Consider the following 22,812-nt stretch of genomic DNA (forward strand, 5'->3'; position numbering starts at 1 on the left):
TTACCTGCAAGGATAAAAGAAAAAATAAAAAAATAAACTTTAAAAATCTCATACTCTAATTCCAACTATGGTTACGTCATCTATTTGCTCTAAATTCCCTTTCCAATCATGGAATTTGTTTTCTAAATTTTGTTTCTGCTCCAATAATGATAATTGTGCTGATTGAAGCAACACTTCTTCCAATTGCTTATACTTAAATTTTTTTCCCTTCACTCCACCAAACTGATCAGCGTAGCCATCCGTAAATAAAAACAATTCATCACCCTTGCTTAACTCCAATGAATGGGTTGGGAATGGCGTTGCTTGCTCAGTTTTACCAATCGGTTGCTTGTGTGCTTTTATTTCGTGAATGGTTCCTTGAGAATAATACCAAAGCGGATTATTCGCTCCTGCCCATTCAATTTTATACTTGGTTTGAGAACTCATCACTTCTTTCAAGGTTTGTCCCTTTGGTATGACCAATCGTCCGGGCACTGACTTCTCGGCAGGTAATTCTGTTATTTTCACCAAACTTATATCCATTCCGTCCTTCACATCCTTATCACTCTTGGCAAATGTTTCTAAAACTAATTCACGGGTTTTATCTAAAATTTCTCCCGGAACTCTTAACCCAAATTCATGCACTGCACGATTCAACGCGTTACTGCACACCACGCTCACCATCGCACCCGGTACGCCATGACCGGTACTGTCAGCTGCCGCAATATATGAACCGTTATCTAAATGTTCGAACCAATAAAAATCACCCGCTACAATATCCTTTGGTAAATACAAAATAAAATTATCGGGTAAATATTTTGTAACAATGTTTTGAGGCGGTAAAATAGCTTCTTGCAATCGTTTGGCATAGGCGATGGAATCTAAAATCTCCTTTTGTTTTTCTTCTACTAAATGTTTTTGTTCTGTTATTATTAAATTATCTTTTTGCTTTTGCTTATAACTTCTATAAACAAAAAACACAATTATCAGCATGAACAAAAATCCAATAGCGAAAAATATCTTTTGCTGATTTTGCTTTTTAATTTCAGAGAACTGTTTATCCAGTTCCACTTTACTAAGCGCCTCTTTTGTTTTTAAATTTTCTATCTCGAGTGTCTTTTTGTCATTTTGATACTGCGCCTCTAATTCTTGAAATTTATTCGTGGTTTCTAAATCAAAAATACTATCCTTTAGATTTTTAAAATCTACAAAATAATTATAGGCCTTTTCAAACTGCTTTTTTTTGGCATAAATTTCACTTAAAGACCTTAATACGCCCGGCAAATGGCTGACAGCTTTAATCTCCATAGCTAATTTGTAGGTCTTATTCAACCAAGTTAACGCCTCGGCGTCATTTCCCTGATCATGATAAACTGAGGCAATAGCATAACCACATCGTACTAATCCATCCTTATGATTAAGTCGTGAATAAATATCGTAAGCTTGATGCGTATAAAATATGGCCTTATTAAAATCCTTTAAATTCTTATAAGTACTTCCTATATTTTGTAACGAGCGAGCTTTAGCAGCCTCATCACCAATTGATTCATAAAGTTTAACCGCTTTTTCTAATTGAATAATCGCTTTATCATATTCATCTGAAAAATTATAAAATGAACCTAAATTATTGGCAGAATAAGCTGAAACAAGCACATAGCCAATTGAATCAGCAAGTTCTTGCGCAAGTAACACGTATTTAAAAGCCATTTGTTTTTGCTTAAGTTGCCAAAACATTTCTCCGATATTATTATACGAATAGGCCATTCCTTTCTTATCATTATTTTTTTCAAACACCTTAACTGCGCGCATTTGCAAATCAATGGCTTCATTAAATTTCCCTTTCCGCTGGTTTATTGAAGCAAGATTATTTAAAAGTACCGGATAAGTCTCTTCATCTTTTACCTCGATGCAATACTCAACAGCTTTGTTATAATATGCAAACGAACTATCTAATTCACCTAATGCGTCCTTAATATACCCCATATACCCCATCGTTTCTGCCTGAAGGTATTTGGATTTAATTCTTTTACTGGCTGATATTGCTTTATGGATTGTAGATTCTGCCTTTTTTAAATCTTGTTGTAAATATATATCCGTGATTGCAATGAGTGTTTTAATCCTTAAACTATCATTTTTTATAGACGCATATATTTTATTTAAGGAGTCTAATGCCGGTACTTGTGAATAACTTCGACCCAAACAAATAAACAAACAAAATATTAGTAATCTTTCTATCATTATATGTTAATATTTAAACTTACAAGTTAATATGAAAGTACCAGAGTATACGTATAAAATTTCATTACAAAATAAATTCAAAAGAATACTTCTCCCAATCTTATTCCAATTATTGTTACGTCATCCACTTGCTCCAAATTACCCTTCCATTCATTAAACGAAGTGTTCAAAATTTCCTTTTGTTGAACAAGTGCCTTATCACTACAAGATACTAAAATCTCCTCAAGTTGTTTATACTTAAACTTCTTTCCTTTCGGACCACCAAACTGATCGGCAAAACCATCTGTAAACAAAAACAATTCATCACCTTTCATTAATTCATAAGTATGAGTCGGAAAAGATGTAGGTTGCTCCGTCTTCCCGATTGGTTGTTTATGCGCTTTTATTTCGTGAATGGTTCCGTTAGAATAATACCAAAGCGGATTATTCGCTCCTGCCCATTCAATTTTATACTTGGTTTGAGAACTCATCACTTCTTTCAAGGTTTGTCCCTTTGGTATGATCAATCGTCCGGGCACTGACTTCTCGGCAGGTAATTCCGTTATTTTCACCAAACTTATATCCATTCCGTCCTTCACATCCTTATCACTCTTGGCAAATGTTTCTAAAACTAATTCACGGGTTTTATCTAAAATTTCTCCCGGACTTCTCAATCCGAATTCATGCACTGCACGATTCAACGCGTTACTGCACACCACGCTCACCATCGCACCCGGTACGCCATGACCGGTACTGTCAGCTGCCGCAATATATGAACCGTTATCTAAATGTTCGAACCAATAAAAATCACCCGCTACAATATCCTTTGGTAAATACAAAATAAAATTATCGGGTAAATATTTTGTAACAATGTTTTGAGGCGGTAAAATAGCTTCTTGCAATCGTTTGGCATAGGCGATGGAATCTAAAATCTCCTTTTGTTTCTCTTCTACTAAATGCTTTTGTGTTTCTACAATTTGCTTTTGTTCGGTAATTAAAACATTTGCCTTTTGCTTATCCTTATAGGCTTTAAACGATACACCCGCTACTACCAACATCAATGCTAATCCTATAAATCCACCGTAGGTATATAACTTCTGTTGTCCGATAGCTTGCTCATGACGGAATTTTTCTTCAATTAGTTTATTGGCATTGCTTACACTATCTTTTACTGCTTGTGATTTATATTCATACTCAAATTGCTTCTTAATGTTTTCCTTTCTGGTGTTTATGTTGTTGACACTATCGCGCATTTGAACAAATAAAATCCGCATGTCAAGCGCTTTGTCAAATAATCCGCTTTTTTTATAGTATGCACTTAATTCTTCTGATGAATTCTCTATTAATTCCGGAAAACCTAATTCCAAGGCTAAACTGTGCGATTTTTGCGCAAAATCTATCGCAGCCTTCATGTCACCTTTTCTTGCGTAATAGGAAGAAAGCGCCGAATAGGATTGAGCCAAACCTGGTTTATCTCCCATTTTCTCTCGTATACTAAGTGCTTCCAGATACAACTCATACGCGCGCTTTTTAGAATGTATCGTACACTTCAATGAATCATCTTTGCATTGGGGATCACCATACGCTTCTATTAAGCTTGCCAACACATTTAAAGTCCCGGATAATTTTTCGGTATCATTAATTTCTGTTTGTAATTGACGGGCTTTTTCCAACAAGCTAATTCCAACAACGACACCTTCTTTTAACCCTCCTTTTAATTTAATATTACCCGAATAATATAACTTAGCTTTGTTTGCCAAATAATTTCCAAGACTGCTTTTGTCATTCAATTTTTCAACAATAGCAATCGCCTTATCATATAATCCCTCGGCTTTTAAATACTCGCCTTGGGATACATTTACATAGGCAATATTATTGTAGCAAGCTGCCATATTATTTTGATCACCTGCCTTCTCGAACATTTTTAAAGCCTCATAATAATGATTTAATGCCATTGGTATATTACCTTGCATCCGATAGATATAACCAATGTTATTGAGTGTACCCCCCGCGCCCTCATAGTTTTCTAATCCCTTCTGAAATTTTTGAGCGAAATTATAATACTTCAATGCGTTTTGGTAGTCACCTCTTATATTGTATAGATAACCAACATTTGAAATGTAGATAGAATAATAAAAAAGATAATACGACCTGATATGCCCTTTTTGTTTTCTGAAATTTTCTAATGCAAGGGCGCCTAACTTATCATTGTATGGCGACCAAACAGCAGGATCATAATCACTTTCCATCAAATAATACAAAATCTGACACTTCAGAGAATCATCATGAGTTGAATTAAACGCGCGATTAAGTGAATCAGCCATCCGATTTTGGCCATTCACAATAACAGAATGCAAGCTTAGTATGATAAACAAATAGAGAAGTCTCATATCCGAATTCCAATTATTGTTACATCATCCACTTGCTCTAAATTAGCCTTCCAATTATTAAAAACACTCGCTAAATGTTGCTTTTGCTCTAATAATGGTAATGTGGATGATTGAAGCAATACTTCTTCTAATTGCTTATACTTAAACTTCTTTCCTTTCGTACCACCAAACTGATCGGCAAAACCATCTGTAAACAAAAACAATTCATCACCTTTTATTAATTCAAACGAATGAGTCGGAAAAGATGTGGGTTGTTCTGTCTTCCCGATAGGTTGTTTGTGCGCTTTTATTTCGTGTATTTGTCCTTCTGAATAATACCAAAGCGGATTATTCGCTCCTGCCCACTCAATTTTATATTTAGTTTGAGAACTCATCACATCTTTCAATGTCTGTCCTTTTGGTATCACTAATCTTCCGGGAATATCTTTCTCGGCAGGTAATTCCGTTATTTTCACTAAACTGATATCCATTCCGTCCTTCACATCTTTATCACTCTTGGCAAATGTTTCCAATACCAATTCACGTGTCTTATCCAATATTTCGCCGGGAACTCTTAACCCAAATTCATGCACTGCACGATTCAACGCGTTACTGCACACCACACTCACCATCGCGCCCGGTACGCCATGACCGGTACTGTCAGCCGCCGCAATATATGAACCGTTATCTAAATGCTCGAACCAATAAAAATCACCTGCTACAATATCCTTCGGCAGATACAAAATAAAATTATCAGGTAAATATTTAGTTACTATGTTTTGAGGAGGCAATATGGCTTCCTGCAATCGTTTGGCATAAGCAATGGAATCTAAAATCTCTTTTTGCTTTTCTTCTACTAAATGCTTTTGTGTTTCTACAATTTGCTTTTGTTCGGTAATAAGAACATTCGCCTTTTGCTTATCCTTATAGGCTTTAAACGATACACCCGCTACTACCAACATCAATGCTAATCCTATAAATCCACCGTAGGTATATGTCCTTTGCGTTTTAATTTCTTGCTGATGACGCATGTTTTCCTTTTCAATATTCGCTACGTGTGAGAGACTATCTTCAAGCACTTTCTTATCAAAATTGTATTTTATCTCGGCCTCTATTGCCGCCTTTTGATTTTCAGTACTCATTAAACTATCACGCATGCTTATGTAAAGCACGTAAGCATTGAAGGCCTTCTCCGAATTCCCCGTTAATTGGTACAGTTTATACAACTGATTTGAACCTGACTCTATCAGTCTTGGATTTTCTAATTCCTTTGCCAACGCTAAACATTCTTCCCCAATTAAAATAGCCTTCTTATAATCTTTTTTTTTGGCATACGCCATTACTAAATTCAACATGGCGTTTACCTTGGGCTCTTTGTTTTTTATTTCTTTCGAAATTTCAATGGATTGGTTCAAATATTTTATCGCGCTATCCGGTTGTCCGATGGTATTCCATAATTTCCCAATTCCATTTAAAGTATTGGCAATATAATGTCCATTTCCTAATTGCAATCTGATTTCGTAACACTTTTTGAAATATTCCATTGAGCTTTCGAAGTCCTTCATCGCTAAATGACTCGTAGCTATATTATAGTATGAGTTTGCCACACCTTTCATATCATGTATAGCCTCCCGCAAATTCAAAGCTTTGGTATAAATTTCAATGGCTTTTTTCCGATCGTTTTGTTGAGCGTATACTAAGGCAAGGTTATTCCAGGCATTCGCCAATTCTACTGTATCTCTTATTTTCTCTGAAATTTTAATCGATTTCAAATAATAATCGATTGTCTTCGGATAGTCGGCTCGTGAAAAATAAACTGTACCAATATTTAACAGCGTGCTGGCTTTCTGAGCCAACCATTCATCGCTATCACTAAACTCTAAACTTTTTTTGTAATAAATGAGCGCGTTGTAATCATCGCCATTATGCTGAAGCGCTAATGCTTTATTATTGTAAGCGGTGGCGATATAACCGCGATACTTAATCGCCTTCTTCTCATCAAGCTTTGTATTCAGTAAGCGTTTCGCGCATAATTCTAACTCGTCGGAATACTTTTCCAATTCCTCTTCGGGCACTAAATCCCCCAACTGATAAAGCAATTCACATTTAACCGTATCATGTTTGACGTTCTTATATAGCGCCAATAAAGAATCCAGTTCCGCATCCTGAGAGAATACAATCAATCCAAACAAACAAAATATGAACGTGATTTTAAATCTCAAGCTTACGATAATTTGTTTAAATAATCAGTAACACTTTTTTCAATATCACTCGTAAAATTATCCGTTGAATGGCGCGGGAATTTTTCACCGGTTACTTTCTCAAACAATTCAATATATCGTTCTGATATTTCATTCACCCAAGCTTCATTCATTTCCGGAACTTTCTGTCCGTCCTTCCCTTGAAATCCATTTTCGATTAACCAACGACGTACAAACTCTTTACTCAACTGCTTTTGTTCCTCACCTTTCTTCTGACGGTCATCATACCCCTCCAAATAAAAATAACGTGATGAATCCGGCGTGTGAATTTCATCCATTAATGTTACTTCACCATTATACAAACCAAACTCATATTTCGTATCCACCAAAATCAATCCCATCTTATTCGCAATTTCTTGTCCGCGCTGATACAAGGCACGCGTATATTTTTCCAATTGCACATAATACTTCTCTTCCACAATACCTTGTTTTAAAATTTCTTCGCGACTGATATCTTCATCATGTCCTTCAGAAGCTTTTGTAGTTGGCGTAATAATTGGCTCCGGTAATTTATCGTTCTCTTTCAATCCTTCCGGTAAAGTTACACCGCATAAAACGCGTTTACCAGAATTGTAAGTACGCGCTGCATGACCGGCTAAATAACCGCGGATAACCATTTCTACTTTAAAAGGCTCACACATTTTACCAACGCTAACGTTTGGATGCGGCGTTCCCATTAACCAATTCGGCACAATATCCTTAGTCGCATTCAAAAATTTAGAAGCGATTAAATTTAAAACTTGTCCTTTATACGGAATACCTTTTGGTAATACCACATCAAAAGCACTGATACGATCGCTCGCCACCATTACTAAATATTTACCGTCGATGTTATACACATCACGTACTTTACCTTTGTAAACACTCTTTTGCTTAGGAAAATTAAAATTGGTACTGGTTATTGTTTGCATTTTTAGATGTTTTATTGTTTGATGTTTAATGTTTGGTGTTTAGTGTTTTAATAATCAATGGTCCATGTAGTAAGACCTTCGGTTGTAAATTTAAATGGTTGAACGCGTCCGCCTTTTTGTTCAATGGCGTGCGCCACTTTTATTTTGGTGACCTTCGGACAAAAGAAAAACATAAATCCGCCTCCACCCGCGCCTGAAATTTTTCCGCCGGTAGAACCGTTATTAAGGGCGGTTTCATAAATCGAATCAATTAAAGGATTGGAAATGGATTGCGCCATTTGTTTTTTGTTTTGCCACCCAAAATGTAAAATCTCACCTATTTTATTGAGTTCACCTCGCAGTAAACTCTCTTTCATCTGATGCGCCTGCTCTTTTAAATTATGCATGGCATCCACCGACTTTTCATTCTTATCGTTCACGTTCTTTACTTGTTCATTAATGATGGCAGCCGATAAACGTTGTGTTGCCGTAAAGTATAAAAGCAAATTCACTTCCAGTTCATTCATCACCTCACGCTTTAACTGAAGGGGATTTACAATCACTCGGTCATTCGCTAAAAACTCGATGTAATTGATACCGCCAAAAGTAGCCGCGTATTGATCTTGCTTTCCGCCTGCCATATTTAAATCGATGCGTTCAATCTCGTACGCGAGATGCGCGATATCATATTTCCCTAAGGGCAACTTCAACCATTCGATAAACGCACCTAAGATGGAAACAACAATAGTAGAAGATGTTCCTAAACCTGAACCTTGCGGTGCTTCTATGAATGAAGTTAAACGAAAGGATAAAGGTTTTAAGTTAAATTGTTTAATAACGCGGTTATAAACTCCAATGAATAATTCGAATCCCTCTATTAATTCCAATTGCGCTTTCGAATCCAACACCAAACATTTATCGGTACCATCGATGCAAAATTCAATTTTACCATTATTCAACGGTTCGAGCGAAGCATACGCGTATAAGTCGATGGTGGCATTTAAAATTGCTCCTCCATAAATATCACTGTAAGGCGACACATCTGTTCCGCCGCCGGCTAAACCAATTCGTAATGGAGCTTTACTTCTTATGATCATGTGAGTTCGTAGTTTGTTTTGGTTGGCAATGAAAACTGATATTTATTTCATATTCACAAATTGCAAAGGAACTTCGTAATTGTTCTTACGACACAACGCAATCACAGCTTGCAAATCATTAATGCTTTTGCTCGACACACGAATGATATCATCCATTTTCTGTGCCGTTACTTTTATTTTGCTCTCTTTAATATCCTTCATGATTTTACGTGAAGCTTCTGCATCAATCCCTTGTCGCGCCGTAATATCTTTTTTTATCATGGGTCCACTCGGATAATGTTCTTTCTTCTCATCCAAAGAACGCGGATCTAAACCTTGCTTTATCATGCGACTGTGAATGGCATCTAAAATCGCATCCAAACGCATGTCGTTTTCAGTAGTAATATTAATCACCAAATCCTTTTTGTTTAATTCAATGGTACTCTTGCTGTCTTTAAAATCCCAACGGTTTAATATTTCCTTCTTAGCCACATTAATGGCGTTATCCAATAATTGCGGATCTACTTTACTGCTTATGTCAAAAGATGGCATATTATTTCTAATTTTAAGCTGTTATTTTAGTGAAGGTAAATTTAACAAAAAGCCCCTTGGTAAAAGGGCATTGTTTGCACAATTAATTAACCATTTTGAGAGCTTTTTTCTATACTTTTTTCATTCTTATCCTGTTTAATGCCTGTATCGACAAAAACAGCGGCGCATCCTTCTTGAAATCCAATAAAAAAAGCAACACTTCCGACACCCAAAAAAACACTGTTCTTCGTAGCGATTCTTCGATTTATGAAAAGCTATTCGTAAAAAACGGGCTGGTCAATATCTGTGAAATGGACAGTGATATCAGAGTGGTATTGATGTATAACTCCGATAAGAATTTTTTAGGAAAAAGCTTTTACAAAGGACTCAATCAATGTTACCTGAACTGTGATGCCGCTACCAAACTTAATAACGCTCAAAAATTATTAAAACAACAATTTCCTTTCTATAATCTCATTGTGTTTGATGCTACCCGACCGGCGCACATTCAAAAACTCATGTGGGATTCATTAAAGCTCCAACCCATTGTGAAATACGATTATTTGGCGCGACCGGATGAGCTTTCTTTACACAATTACGGAGCCGCGGTTGACGTGAGCATCATCAATGAAAATGGTGTTTTATTGGACATGGGAACTCCCTATGATTTTTTCGGTGATTTAGCCCGCCCCAGTATGGAAAATGAATTTTATACATCCGGGGCTTTAAGCAAAAAAGCCTATTGCAACCGCTTATTATTACGTAAGATTATGATACAAAGCGGCTTCTATCCAATAACTTCCGAATGGTGGCATTTTAACGCCTGCAATAAAGCGTATGCGGCCGCTAATTACAAGCTCATAGAATGAGATAAAAAAGATTTTCTCCTTTGATATTTTCGTAATTTTACATCGCAAAATGAAACGTATTGTTATCATAGGAGGAGGTTTCGCCGGACTAAAATTAGCCCGCGAATTAAAAAACCAACCCTTTGAAATATGGTTGATTGATAAAAATAATTTTCATCAATTTCAGCCCTTGTTTTATCAAGTTGCTACAGCGGGTTTAGAACCAAGTTCCATTTCATTTCCACTACGCAAAGTTTTTCAAAACCATAAAAACATTCACATTCGCGTCACAGAGGTTACCAAAATTGATGCGCCGAAAAATGTTGTGCATACGCTCATTGGTGAAATTCCATACGATACGCTTATCATTGCTACCGGTGCTTCTACTAATTTCTTCGGCAATCAACTCATCGAGAGCAATGCCATTCCAATGAAGTCGGTGAACGAAGCGCTTTATTTACGTAATCGCATTTTACAAAATTTTGAAGATGCTCTCTCGGCGAACGATATTCAACGTCAGTCGTACATGAATGTGGTGGTAGTGGGTGGCGGACCAACAGGCGTTGAAGTATCAGGCGCTTTAGCAGAAATGAAAAAATTCATTCTCCCGAAGGATTACCCCGAACTCGACTTCTCAAAAATGAATATTTACCTCGTAGAAGCCGGTCCTAAAACACTTGGTGCCATGTCGGAGAATGCCTCTCAAAAATCAAAAGAATATTTGCAAAAATTGGGCGTGAATGTTTTAACTTCTACACAGGTAAAAAGTTTTGATGGCGAAAAAGTAGAATTAGATAACGGTAACACCATTGCTACTAAAACAGTGGTTTGGAGCGCCGGCATTAAGGGAAATTTGATTGATGGTGTAGAAAAAGATTCCATCGCCCGCGGTAATCGCTTATTGGTGGATCGTAACAATAAAGTGAACGGTCATTCAAACATTTATGCTATTGGCGACATAGCGCTGATGAAAACCGAAAAATTCCCTAACGGACATCCACAAGTGGCAACGGTGGCTATTGAACAAGCCAAACATTTGGCAAATAATTTAAAAAACAACAGCGCTACACCTTACGAATACAGCGATAAAGGTTCCATGGCCACTGTAGGAAGACATTTAGCGGTGGTAGATTTGCCTAAATTTAAATTTCAGGGATTTTTTGCCTGGTTATTCTGGATGTTTCTCCATTTAATGCTTATACTTGGAGTAAAAAATAAATTAATCATATTTGTAAACTGGATGTGGAAATACTTTACGTTTGACCAATCCTTACGCTTAATCATAAAACCGTTTAAAAAATAATGTATGAGTTCTAAAGCCAACAATCCCCTCTTAAAAAGCTGGATGCCTGTAAGCGAAAATTCAGATTTCCCTATACAAAACATTCCTTTTGGCGTTTATTCCGATAACAAAGTAGCACATCATGCCTGTACTGCCATTGGTGAACATATTGTGGATTTATACGAACTCTCTCGTAACGGTTATTTTGATGCCTTAAATATTCCGCAAGAATATTTTAAATCGCCGGTATTAAACGATTTGATTGCGATGGGAAAAACAACCACCAATCATTTACGTGAACGCATCTCCGAATTATTACGCGACACGAACACAGAATTACAAAATCATAAAGAATTACATTTTCTTGTTTTCAAAAAACAAAGTGAAGTAAAAATGTTATTGCCTGTGCATGTTGGTGATTACACCGATTTCTACAGCAGTATTGATCATGCTACTAACGTTGGTACTATGTTCCGCGATCCGGCGAATGCCCTGCTGCCTAACTGGAAACATTTACCGGTGGGCTATCATGGCAGAGCATCGAGTATTTGTGTAAGCGGACATTCCTTCCACCGTCCGAAAGGACAAACAAAACCGGCGGATGCGGAATTACCTGTGTTTGGTCCGAGTAAATTATTGGATATTGAATTAGAAACCGCTTTCATCATTGGTAAATCAACCAACATGGGAGAAAGCGTGAGCACCGAAAAAGCCGATGATTATATTTTCGGAATGGTGTTGTTTAACGATTGGAGCGCGCGTGATATTCAAACATGGGAATATGTTCCATTAGGTCCGTTCTTAGCGAAGAATTTCGCGTCAACAGTTTCTCCTTGGATTGTTACTCTAGAAGCATTGGAACCATTCCGCACAAAAGGCTACACACAAGTACCAAAAGTATTACCGTATTTGGAATACAGCGGCGACAGAAATTTAGACATCAATCTCGAAGTGTATTTACAACCCGAAGGTGGCGATGAAAATAAAATCATTACCAGCAATTATAAATACATGTACTGGACGATGGAGCAACAATTAGCGCATCACACCGTGAATGGTTGTAACATTAATGTGGGGGATATGATGGCCAGCGGAACGATTAGTGGTCCGCAACCGCATGAGTTTGGTTCTTTATTAGAATTAACCTGGAGAGGCACTAAGCCTATTAAATTAAGTGATGGCACCGAAAGAAAATTCGTAAATGATAATGACAGCATTATTATCAGAGGATTTTGCAAGAATGAAAAATTAAGAATTGGATTTGGCGAGTGCCGCGCTAAGTTGTTACCCGCGAAATAATTTTTTTCTTTTTTCTTTTACTTTTTTCCTTGATGAAAAAAGTAAACAAAAAAATCAAGACGCCAGAAGGCATTGCGGCGGTAGCCGCACCGTTCCAAAAAGCAGGCCCCAACTCGGCTGTGCCGAGCCGGGAGACCCCACCCTGCTTTTTGTTCACTATGCTGCCTGGCGTCGGCTCCTCCGATTAACATTTTACTCGATTGTATCTAAACGTTCCCAATATTCTAACGTACTCCATTCGGAGAGATCATCGAAGACGATACAACCGTAATCCGGCCTCATTTTATCCGGTTTTTTATGCGCAACAAATTGCGTTAAACCAAATGGGAAGCTCCGCAGGTGGACCAAGGAGATCACCCATTTGGTAGCAATTTGTAAGCATAAAAAATTACGACCGTAGGGAGTAAAGGATAAAATGAAGCCTTGATTTCTTTTGTTTCTTTTCTGCATCAAGGCAGAAAAGAAAGGAGATAATCATTTGATGGCAGCAAAAAAGAAAACCCAAACTAACTGCATCAAGGAAAAAAGTAAAAAGCCCCATTCCATTCCGGAACAGGGCCTTTCATTCACACAAAATACTTATCTTAATTCTTAATCAGCTTAAATACTTTTTGCTGATTGCCATGCCCTACTCTTGCTAAATAAATTCCGGATGGTAATGAAGAAGTTTCAAAACGATACTCATTCGTTTTTAAATTTGCTTCATCGCTGATTAATTTTCCGTTGATGTCATAAATCTGCACCGCATTAATTGTTTCCATTACTGAACTGAATACATAGGCTTCATTCAAGGTTAATAATTTTACTTCCGCTAAATTTTCACTCAATGAATTTAAACCTGTGCTTAAGCAAGTAGTAATAGGATTTGTTGGAACAACAACCGGAGAAGGATTTACCGGCGTAATACTTCCTGAGGTAAATACACCTATTTGCGCCATAGCAGTAGTTACGGTAAGTACAGAGTAAGTTGGATTAATCATCATGGCACATGAAGTTAAACCTGTAGAATCTCCTTTGTATAAGTATAAATTTCCGGCCGTGAAATAAGTACCGGTAGTTAAATACGTTTTGCTGTTATAATACTGCAAACTGTGATTCATAGAACCTGTGCTTCCGTAAGAATATCCACTTACAAAGTTTAGCGCTGAATTAAAAAAGGCCAATGAGTTTCCGCTTCCCGATAATCCGGCAACCAAGGTTAGTGAACCTCTTTGATAAAGATAAGTAGGCAAATAACTATTCATTGTAAATCTGTTTAAAATATAAGGTGGTGTAGAGCTCATGTTTACATTCGAATCGATGCGTGCTATAAAATCGTTCTGACCCGTTCCGCTACTTGATCCCATCACCACTAAATTATTTCCGGCTTTAATAATTTGATTAAAGCTTGAGGAAACCGGCATGGCTCCCGCGTTAATGGTATAAGAACCTACAGGCGACAAACCGGAATTATTATTCAACTTCGCGATGAAAGGGTAAGAACCTCTGCGTCCAACCACAAAAATGGAACTGTTACTAAACTGACATACACTAAAAGCTTCCTGATCGGTGTAAAAAGTACTCATGCCATTATTAACGATTGTTCCCGTAGTGCCAACAACACGTAAAGCATAAAAGAAACGATTAAGACCACTAATAATTCTTCCCACCGCCATGATATCTCCATTGTTTAAAACAGTGAGATCGTTAATCATAATATCACTGCTGGTAAACGACGACGTGTATTTATTAAAATAATTCACGTTACCGTTAGTTGTATCAATACTGGTGATGAAAGGATAATTTCCTGCCGACTCAAATAAATTTCCGCCGATGTATAAATTAGCGCCGCCTGCTAAAATCTTTTTTGGAGCCGCAGTGGCGGTATACGTTCCGTTAATGCGGTAATGACGTTTCCAAATTAAATTACCATTCGCGTCATTCTTCAACACCGTTAAACATAATTTATTACTTGGCATCATGGTTGTATCTTCCACGTAAGCGATGTAATATCTTCCGCCATGCAATAAAGTAGATTGATGACAATATCCAGTACCGCAATAATTAATGGGATATTGTTTGTGTAATGTTTGCGCCTTCATGAAATTGAAAGCCGCCATCAATAAAAGAAACGTAAATAATTTTTTCATGTTTTAAATTTTGAACGAATGTATTTCAATTTCTAAAACATAAACGAGCAAATTAGTAAAGCAGAAGATTTAATGAGTAAGAAAAAAGTGACTGAGTGAACGAAAAAAATAAAGCCCCACATTTCTGTGAGGCTTCAAACAAACATTCTTTTATTCTACAAACAAACAACGAGTCACTAGTAAAGGTACTCAAGTATCTTGTACTCCCTTGTGCTATTTAGCCACACCTAGGTAATACTGAGCCAAACGTCGATTTAAATGAGCCATTGCCTATTTATAGCGGGCGAAAAAATAGTCCAAAATGGGCCTGTTAACATCGTAAAACTACTGAAAATCAGGTATTTTCAAAATTACTACAATTTGTAGCAACAGCTTGCTATAAAACGTGCATACCTTTGTTTTGTTGAATGAAGGGAAAGCGTGAATAACTCAAACAAGAAGTGAATAAGTAAAAAAAAGAATAAAAGATAAGAGCGGTAAATTTAGAATATAGTAGTAGTATAAAGCGTAATTAATTGTAAAAAGCAAAAAGTATAACCTCAAAAAAATCAGAAATCATGGCACGTAAATCATCAGACGAAGTTTTAGAAATGGCAGATAACAAAAAACAAGTAAGCGGCGAAAAGCTGAAAGCTTTGCAACTTACACTCGATAAATTAGAAAAAACATATGGCAAAGGCGCCATCATGAAATTAGGCGACAATGTAGTTGAACCTATTGAAGCCATCTCAACCGGCTCTTTAGGATTAGACATCGCTTTAGGCATTGGCGGTTTACCAAAAGGACGTATCGTAGAAATTTACGGTCCGGAGTCTTCAGGTAAAACTACTTTAGCGATTCACGCGATTGCTAACGTACAAAAACAAGGCGGCATTGCAGCTATTATTGACGCGGAGCACGCTTTCGATCGTTTTTATGCCGAGAAATTAGGTGTAGACACACAAAGTTTATTAATCTCTCAGCCAGATAACGGTGAGCAGGCACTGGAAATTGCCGATAATTTAATTCGCTCGGGCGCGATTGATTTAATTGTGATTGACTCGGTAGCGGCATTAACGCCAAAAGCGGAGATTGAAGGAGAAATGGGCGACAGCCGCATGGGATTACAAGCACGTTTAATGAGCCAGGCTTTACGTAAGTTAACCGGTACCATTAATAAAACAGGATGCTGCTGTATTTTCATTAACCAGTTACGTGAAAAGATTGGTATCATGTTTGGAAATCCGGAGACAACAACCGGCGGTAACGCGTTAAAGTTTTATGCATCGGTGCGTTTGGATATCCGCAGAATTAGTCAGTTGAAAGACGGAGAAACCGTGAGTGGAAACCGTGCACGTGTGAAAGTAATTAAGAATAAAGTTGCGCCTCCATTCCGTCAGGCGGAGTTTGACATCATTTTTGGAGAAGGTATTAGCCGTGTTGGAGAGATATTAGATATTGGTGTGGAGAAAGGGATTATTAAGAAGAGCGGATCATGGTTTAGTTATGACGACACCAAATTAGGACAAGGACGTGATGCGGTGAAACAATTGTTTAGTGATAATCCTGAATTAGCAGGAGAGATAGAGTACAAAATTAAGGAAGCCTTAAAAGAAGACTCTGCCCCTACTGAATAAGCCATTGGTTTGGTTTTATGAGTTTTGTTTGCGGGGTGGTACCCGCGGTGGCGAATAAGGGACGCCACATTGTTTTGGTAAAGAAAACCATCGTTGTGAAAACAGCGATGGTTTTTGAGTATATGAAGAATAAATAATTTTAGAATAATTTGCGATTGAATTACGGATATAAATTAGTTAACTGCAATTGCAACGCGGACAAATAAAAATTAATAATAATGGAGTTATCAGACAACGTTTTTAAACTGGTTTACGGAGCCGATGTGGACATTCCTCAAATCAAAAAACTAAAGAACACTAAGGAAATTTGGAATGACATTATGCTTTTTCTAGCTGACAATGACATTACAAAACTTGATGATATCAAGAAGATGAACCTTATTGACTTTTTGGAAATATTAAATTCGAAAGTAAAAGGCGTTCCAAGAATAAAACATAAGCCGACTCCTATTGGATATGACATACCAGGCAGCGAACCGAAATATAAAAAATAATGTTCAAAAGAAGAAAGATTTTGATTACTGTCTTGGTGACAATTTTACTTCTTGTGGTTTATTTTCTTTGGCTCGACAGGCACGTTGAACAAATCTTCAGTTTTGAAAACAACTAACAGAATCTGTTTATCTCATAACCACAGCTAACAGCACCTAATGGCTATTAGACAGAAGTATCGCATCGCCATGCGCTATTAAAAGGTTACTTCATGAATTTTTATTTGCAGCGACTAATTATCTTGGGCATACTTAAATAAACATCTGAAGTTATAGTATGTTGGTGGTTCAAAATCCTAATAACGAGTAGCCACCAAATATTAATCGCAAGGCGTGGAAAGATCTCAAAAAACGCGTTCTAACTTTATCAACATAATAAATTAACTTTATGTTAATTTATTTCTCCTAAATTACTGAGGCATTTATGTTATCTTTATATTATGGTTACCCATTCAACTTTTGTTGACTGTTTAACCAATGCGATGGAGCTATTGCCGTTCAATAGGACAAAGACAATTTTGTTCATTTGGGTATTAGGCTCACTACTCTGTGCTCCTTTAACCACTAAAACCAGCGGGCTTCCCGTTTCCAATTTGGTGGATGAAGGAATTTTAAAGTGCAGCGGTGGGACGCAAGCCAAAGAAAATTGCAAAAAAGTTGCAAAAGTCGAAAAAAGCCGGACATTTACCGCAAATCGACCTTACAACTAAAATACAATTTAATATGGTGAAAAAACGCTTAAGGTTAAGCTCAGTTTTGTGGCGGATTTCGCGCGCAAGTCTGGCGGAAATGTTACCCATTCAACTTTTGTTGACTGTTTAACCAATGCGATGGAGCTATTGCCGTTCAATAGGACAAAGACAATTTTGTTCATTTGGGTATTAGGCTCAATACTATGTGTCTTTAGCTTTGTGTCTGCTGGTTCATCACAGATGAAAATGGAAACGACAAAGAAATGAAAAGCGAAAAAAAGACAATCGACCTACTATCGGAAATTTCCGAACCTAGCTTTCTTAGAAAAGCATGGAGCTCACTAAACAAAGCCAATAAAGATTCAAAAGGTTTAAATAATGAAACTATAAAAGAGTTTCAGGATACTCTTGAAACGAGGATCCAAGATATTTCAAAACAACTTCGTAAAAAAACTTATACTTTTCAACCTTATCGTGGAGTTTTAATCCCTAAAAAAGAAAAAGGTAAATACAGACCGCTAAGAATAGCCGACATTGGTGATAGATTAGTTTGCAAAGCAATCGCTATTAAACTTGATGAGCTATTGACACCCGTATTTAATTTAAACAACGAGGCAAGCTTTGCTTACAGAAAAAATACTGGCATAGCCGATGCTATAAAACAAATTGTAAAGCACTATAACAACGGTAACAAAATAATATTGGAGGCAGATATTATTAAGTTTTTTGACAATGTTAATAGAGAGATTCTTTTAGAGAAAATTTTCAAAAATATTCCAGACAACAGTTTAAACGACTTAATAAAAAGCGGACTAAGTCAGGAAGTTGGAAACATGAATGAACATACCATCAATGCACATTACTTTGAAGATTCAGTTAATGGTATTCCACAAGGGAACGCACTATCTCCTCTATTTGCAAACATTTATTTATCAGACTTTGATGCAGAAGTTTTAAATTCCGGATATAAACTAGTTCGGTATGCTGACGATTTTGTTATACTATGTAAATCTCATGATGAAGCAAAAAAAGCTTACCAATTAACCAAATCAATTCTTGAAGAGAAACTAAAATTAAAAATTCATGAATTGAATACTGCAGAAGACGCCAAAACTAAAATTGTAAATCCTTCATTTGACAAATTTCAATTTCTTTCAATTAGATTCGATGGAAAAACCTTGTGGGTTGACAAGAAAAAAATTCAATCATTAAAAGAGAAAATAAGAGATGTTACTGATACCAATTCAAACAAAAATCTTATTACAGTTCTAACTAAGACAAGAAATCTACTTGAAGGTTGGCTAGCTGCCTTTAAATTTGTTGACCTTGAACGAGATATTCCGTTAATCGACGATTACGTAGACATTCAACTTTATAACGTTTTTAGAAATTTTGATTTCGGTATTAAGACAAAATATTTACGTGAAATAAAATACAAAAACGCAAACACGTATGGCTTAACTAAAGTCCAAAGACGAAAAACTGGTGTAAAAAATTGCATTGATTTTTTAAGCACTATGGACAGAGATAAAATATTTCCATAGTAATACGTACCCGTACGGATAACTACACTTACCATAAATTAGCACAGACATAGTAATCGAAAAGCTATTTATTACTCGCTTTACAGACCTTCAATTTGTTTTGGCTTTGCTAATAATCATTTGTATCTTTAAATTAACATTGTGCGTGAGACAAAGGAAGCTTTAAAACCCGCCTTCGTCTATTTGCAAAACGTTAGCACTTATTTATGAAGACACTAATAATATCCCTAACCTTAATTCTATCTATATCCTCATTTGGACAAAGGAGCAATATCGACTGTAGTAAGACAATTAATAAAGTCCCTTATTTCGCAAGACAAAACTCATCTCCATCAAAAGACTCAATACTTTTAGATTTAGAGATTATAAAAACTTGCGGTAATCTTGACTCAATTGACGTTGATATTTTAAATGGTCCTATGGTTGCCCAAATTACAATCCAATTAACAAACGACAAGAAAAAAGTCACTTATAAAGCAATAATAGACAGTTTTAATGAATTTAAAAAAACAACGACTTATTTAACCAATCGTGAAATATTTATTGTTTCAAAAACTCTTGAGAAAAAAATTGTAACAATTGAAGAGTTTGAAAACGATCGTTTACTACTTCAAAAAATTGGAATGCCTAATTCGGAACTTGATAATTTTAAAAAATTCATTGAAGCTAATCCATCGCAAAAGTTAACATATAAAGAAGCCTTCAGCCTATACACCACATCAAAAGAAAATAAAACCTCAGGCATTCCCTCTAAAATCGAGTTTAGCAAACTTACAGAAATTGAAACCGCAATTAAGGCAGGTAAAGAAAATGGAAAAAAAATATTGTTATATTTCTCATGCTATGGTTGCATTAACGCTAGAAAAATAGAAGACAGAATTTTGATTGACGATAAAATTAAAACTTTAATTGTACAAAACTTTAACTACTTTATTGCATACACAGATGACAATAGTGAAGACGAAATAACAAAAACTACTATGGGTAAAAAATTCATTAAAATGCAAACAGACAATTTTAAAACAAACTACCAACCATATTTTTGCATTATAGACGACTCTGGAAAAGTTTTATCTGAAATTGGTTATACTAACAATAAAGAAGAGTTTATTGAATTTCTGAACAAAGGCCTTAAATAAAAGAGAGCTAACATTTGCCTAAAACAATCCCTCACTTTGAACTTCGACTTTTACTAACTCCATTTATAAAAAGACAATTAAAATGGAGCCGGCAACCATTCCATAAACGGGGCGACACCGAAAAGCCATACGAGTAGGATTTATTTTTTATGATCAGTAACTCATGAAAACAGAAATTAGTCAAAAACTAAAATGGGGGAAAATACTCTCCATTGTAACCATCCTTTTAGGAATTATATTATTGATTTTTATGATTACTGTAGAGGATGAACCCGGGGCTTTACCTTTGTTCTTAATACTTTCCGGAACTGTATTCTTCTTCATCAATCGCTATCAATTTAAAAAGAATCAAAATAACAAACACCTGTAACATTAACAATAATCAGCCCTACTTTATCGCTTAAAACGACACTGAATTATAGGAAATAAAAAATGAAAAAAATCCTTGCTTTTATTTTTATAGTCCTTTTTGCAGGATGCATTTCAAAAAGGTTTGTGAAGCGTATCAAATGCGGGGAATATTAATAAATACTTCTTACCTTTAATTTATGACACGGTGCTTATTTATACTTTTCTTTATTGGTCTTGCTTTTACTTTCAACGCGCAAAGCTACGACATATACGCTCTCAAATTCGGTGAGCGAAAAAATTATGTCCATATGTCGGATCAAGTCGTGGGTTACAATGGCGGTGATAGCACAAAAGTTTTCTTTATGTATTGGGTTCTGAGAAATAAAGATAAAATCATCTTGGTTGACGCGGGCTTTACCTCGGATGCAGACATTGATACGAACACCATTAGTTTCATTCAACCCGATAAATTACTTGCTTCCATTCAGATAAAACCTGAGGAGGTTACCGACATTATTATCACGCATCCGCATTGGGACCATATCGGTGGCATTCATCTTTACCCAAACGCCATGGTGTGGCTGCAGGAAGAAGATTACAATGAGTTGCTTTCGAAAAAGAAAAATCCCGAAGCCTTTGGTTTCAATAAAAAAGATATTCAAAAAGTCATCGACTTAAAAGCTAAAGGTCGTCTCACGCTTTTAAAGCCTCTTCATGATCACGTGATTCTTCCCAACGTTACTGTATTAATTTCCGGTTCCAAACACACCCCCGGATCACAATATGTAATGGCACATAATGGCAATCAAAATGTGATTATTGCTTCCGACAATTGTAAATATTACCGCAATATCACCAACATGCTGTCGAGTCCGGCTACCAGCGATCAAAAAGCCTATATCCGTAACTTAAGAAACATGAAACTATATTCCGGGGGAGATACAGATCTTATTATTCCGGGACATGACCCTTTGGTGTTTAGCAAATTCAAAACGGTAGCCAAAGATGTAGTAGAAATTAAGAAGTGAGAAATATTTTATTCTTAATTAACCCTCCACCTGTAACTTTTTCCCCTACTTCATCGTCGTATTATAAAAACCCTTAAAATGCGTGCGATTTATATTTTTAGTTTCCTGCTCTGCTCTCTTGCTTCCTATACTCAATCTGCCGTATCAAAATTGCAGAGAGACAGCTTAATTATCATTCCAAAAAATCCGACAAAAGGATTTTATAACGATTATATTTTATTTATTCCTAAAGGCACACCACTTAACAAAACTATTTTCCTGCTTGTTGAACCTAATAATACCGGTAAACTTTCGGATAGTATCGAATTCCATAAAAAATACGCCATTGATTTGGCTTCGGTGAGTTCGGTGGGCAATAACATTTCTACAGAACTTAAAATTCCTTTGTTGGTGCCTGTTTTTTCTCGTCCCGCCTCACAACCACTTATGTACACGCATGCATTAGACCGGGATGTGATTATGGAAAAATCACAGGAATTTAAACGTCTCGATTTACAATTACTGGAAATGATTAAAGATGCTAAAACAGTATTGAAGTCGATGGGTATTTCGGTTAACGAGAAAATTTTCATGAATGGTTTTTCCGCTTCCGCTACTTTTACCAATCGTTTTTCGTTTATACATCCCAACATAATTCAAGCCTTAGCCATCGGCGGATTTAACGGAGAATTGATGTTACCGCAAAAACAAATAAACAACACCGCGCTTAATTATCCGCTCGGAATAAATGATTTCAATAAATTATTCGGGAAAAATTTTGATAAAGCAACTTATGCAACGATTCCTCAGTTTATTTACATGGGAAAATTAGATGATAATGATGCGGTTCAATTTGATGATGCGTATAATGAAGAAGAACGTGCTATCATTAACCGTCACCTCGCGAAAACAGTGCAAGAACGTTATGTAGCCTGCCAAAAACTTTATCAGGCGAATGGTATTTCACCCGTATTTAAAACATTTGAAAACGTTGGGCATTGGACCACTTCTGATGTAAATCTCGCGGTGATTCTTTTCTTCCTCGACAGAATAAAAGAAAAACAATGAGATAATATTGTGCGTTAACATTA

Annotated in this window: 19 protein-coding genes; 12 read left to right on the forward strand and 7 right to left on the reverse strand. The window is 36.3% G+C overall.

The window, feature by feature from the left end; genetic code table 11:
* Window positions 1–48: 48 nt before the first annotated feature.
* The 6 genes from J0L69_10330 to J0L69_10355 all read right to left on the reverse strand — a co-directional run bounded on the left by J0L69_10330 (window position 49) and on the right by J0L69_10355 (window position 9,344).
* Window positions 49–2,217, reverse strand: a complete 2,169-nt coding sequence (locus J0L69_10330; GenBank protein ID MBN8693585.1) for a tetratricopeptide repeat protein — start codon at window positions 2,215–2,217, stop codon at window positions 49–51.
* A 77-nt stretch (window positions 2,218–2,294) separates the two neighbouring features.
* Complete coding sequence (locus tag J0L69_10335; protein ID MBN8693586.1) at window positions 2,295–4,520, reverse strand: tetratricopeptide repeat protein; 2,226 nt, start codon at window positions 4,518–4,520, stop codon at window positions 2,295–2,297.
* Between the two features lie 62 nt (window positions 4,521–4,582).
* Complete coding sequence (locus J0L69_10340; protein ID MBN8693587.1) at window positions 4,583–6,787, reverse strand: tetratricopeptide repeat protein; 2,205 nt, start codon at window positions 6,785–6,787, stop codon at window positions 4,583–4,585.
* A gap of 2 nt (window positions 6,788–6,789) precedes the next feature.
* Window positions 6,790–7,737, reverse strand: coding sequence for a phosphoribosylaminoimidazolesuccinocarboxamide synthase (locus J0L69_10345; GenBank protein ID MBN8693588.1), 948 nt, complete (start codon window positions 7,735–7,737; stop codon window positions 6,790–6,792).
* A gap of 47 nt (window positions 7,738–7,784) precedes the next feature.
* Window positions 7,785–8,813: a dehydrogenase gene (locus J0L69_10350; GenBank protein MBN8693589.1), complete on the reverse strand. Its 1,029-nt coding sequence runs from the start codon at window positions 8,811–8,813 to the stop codon at window positions 7,785–7,787.
* Between the two features lie 42 nt (window positions 8,814–8,855).
* Entirely contained in the window at window positions 8,856–9,344 is a 489-nt protein-coding gene (locus J0L69_10355) for a YajQ family cyclic di-GMP-binding protein (protein MBN8693590.1), read from the reverse strand.
* Between the two features lie 95 nt (window positions 9,345–9,439).
* Here J0L69_10355 and J0L69_10360 point away from each other — a divergent pair, with 95 nt between their 5' ends.
* From J0L69_10360 to J0L69_10375, 4 genes are read left to right on the forward strand one after another with little or no spacing between them, the layout of a single operon-like run.
* Window positions 9,440–10,192, forward strand: coding sequence for a M15 family metallopeptidase (locus J0L69_10360; GenBank protein MBN8693591.1), 753 nt, complete (start codon window positions 9,440–9,442; stop codon window positions 10,190–10,192).
* 49 nt (window positions 10,193–10,241) lie between these two features.
* Complete coding sequence (locus J0L69_10365) at window positions 10,242–11,474, forward strand: NAD(P)/FAD-dependent oxidoreductase (GenBank protein MBN8693592.1); 1,233 nt, start codon at window positions 10,242–10,244, stop codon at window positions 11,472–11,474.
* Between the two features lie 3 nt (window positions 11,475–11,477).
* On the forward strand, window positions 11,478–12,752 hold the full coding sequence (gene fahA, locus J0L69_10370; GenBank protein ID MBN8693593.1) for a fumarylacetoacetase: 1,275 nt from the start codon (window positions 11,478–11,480) through the stop codon (window positions 12,750–12,752).
* Between the two features lie 32 nt (window positions 12,753–12,784).
* A complete protein-coding gene (locus J0L69_10375; protein MBN8693594.1) occupies window positions 12,785–12,940 on the forward strand; it encodes a hypothetical protein in 156 nt (51 codons plus the stop codon).
* Between the two features lie 396 nt (window positions 12,941–13,336).
* Here J0L69_10375 and J0L69_10380 read toward each other — a convergent pair whose 3' ends face one another.
* Complete coding sequence (locus J0L69_10380; GenBank protein ID MBN8693595.1) at window positions 13,337–14,881, reverse strand: T9SS type A sorting domain-containing protein; 1,545 nt, start codon at window positions 14,879–14,881, stop codon at window positions 13,337–13,339.
* 590 nt (window positions 14,882–15,471) lie between these two features.
* Here J0L69_10380 and recA point away from each other — a divergent pair.
* The 8 genes from recA (at window position 15,472) to J0L69_10420 (ending at window position 22,789) form a co-directional block, all read left to right on the forward strand.
* Entirely contained in the window at window positions 15,472–16,497 is a 1,026-nt protein-coding gene (gene recA, locus J0L69_10385; GenBank protein ID MBN8693596.1) for a recombinase RecA, read from the forward strand.
* Between the two features lie 218 nt (window positions 16,498–16,715).
* On the forward strand, window positions 16,716–16,991 hold the full coding sequence (locus J0L69_10390) for a hypothetical protein (protein MBN8693597.1): 276 nt from the start codon (window positions 16,716–16,718) through the stop codon (window positions 16,989–16,991).
* A gap of 437 nt (window positions 16,992–17,428) precedes the next feature.
* A complete protein-coding gene (locus J0L69_10395) occupies window positions 17,429–17,698 on the forward strand; it encodes a hypothetical protein (GenBank protein ID MBN8693598.1) in 270 nt (89 codons plus the stop codon).
* A 245-nt stretch (window positions 17,699–17,943) separates the two neighbouring features.
* Window positions 17,944–19,224, forward strand: a complete 1,281-nt coding sequence (locus J0L69_10400; protein ID MBN8693599.1) for a hypothetical protein — start codon at window positions 17,944–17,946, stop codon at window positions 19,222–19,224.
* Between the two features lie 206 nt (window positions 19,225–19,430).
* Window positions 19,431–20,363, forward strand: a complete 933-nt coding sequence (locus tag J0L69_10405) for a hypothetical protein (GenBank protein MBN8693600.1) — start codon at window positions 19,431–19,433, stop codon at window positions 20,361–20,363.
* Window positions 20,364–20,526: 163 nt separating this feature from the next.
* A complete protein-coding gene (locus J0L69_10410) occupies window positions 20,527–20,733 on the forward strand; it encodes a hypothetical protein (GenBank protein MBN8693601.1) in 207 nt (68 codons plus the stop codon).
* 289 nt (window positions 20,734–21,022) lie between these two features.
* Window positions 21,023–21,742, forward strand: a complete 720-nt coding sequence (locus tag J0L69_10415; protein ID MBN8693602.1) for an MBL fold metallo-hydrolase — start codon at window positions 21,023–21,025, stop codon at window positions 21,740–21,742.
* A gap of 78 nt (window positions 21,743–21,820) precedes the next feature.
* Window positions 21,821–22,789 (forward strand): hypothetical protein, encoded by a 969-nt coding sequence (locus J0L69_10420; GenBank protein ID MBN8693603.1) that lies wholly within the window; start codon window positions 21,821–21,823, stop codon window positions 22,787–22,789.
* Window positions 22,790–22,812: the final 23 nt, after the last annotated feature.

It is taken from the genome of Bacteroidota bacterium (genome assembly GCA_017303905.1).
GTDB lineage: Bacteria > Bacteroidota > Bacteroidia > B-17B0 > Aurantibacillaceae > JAHEYG01.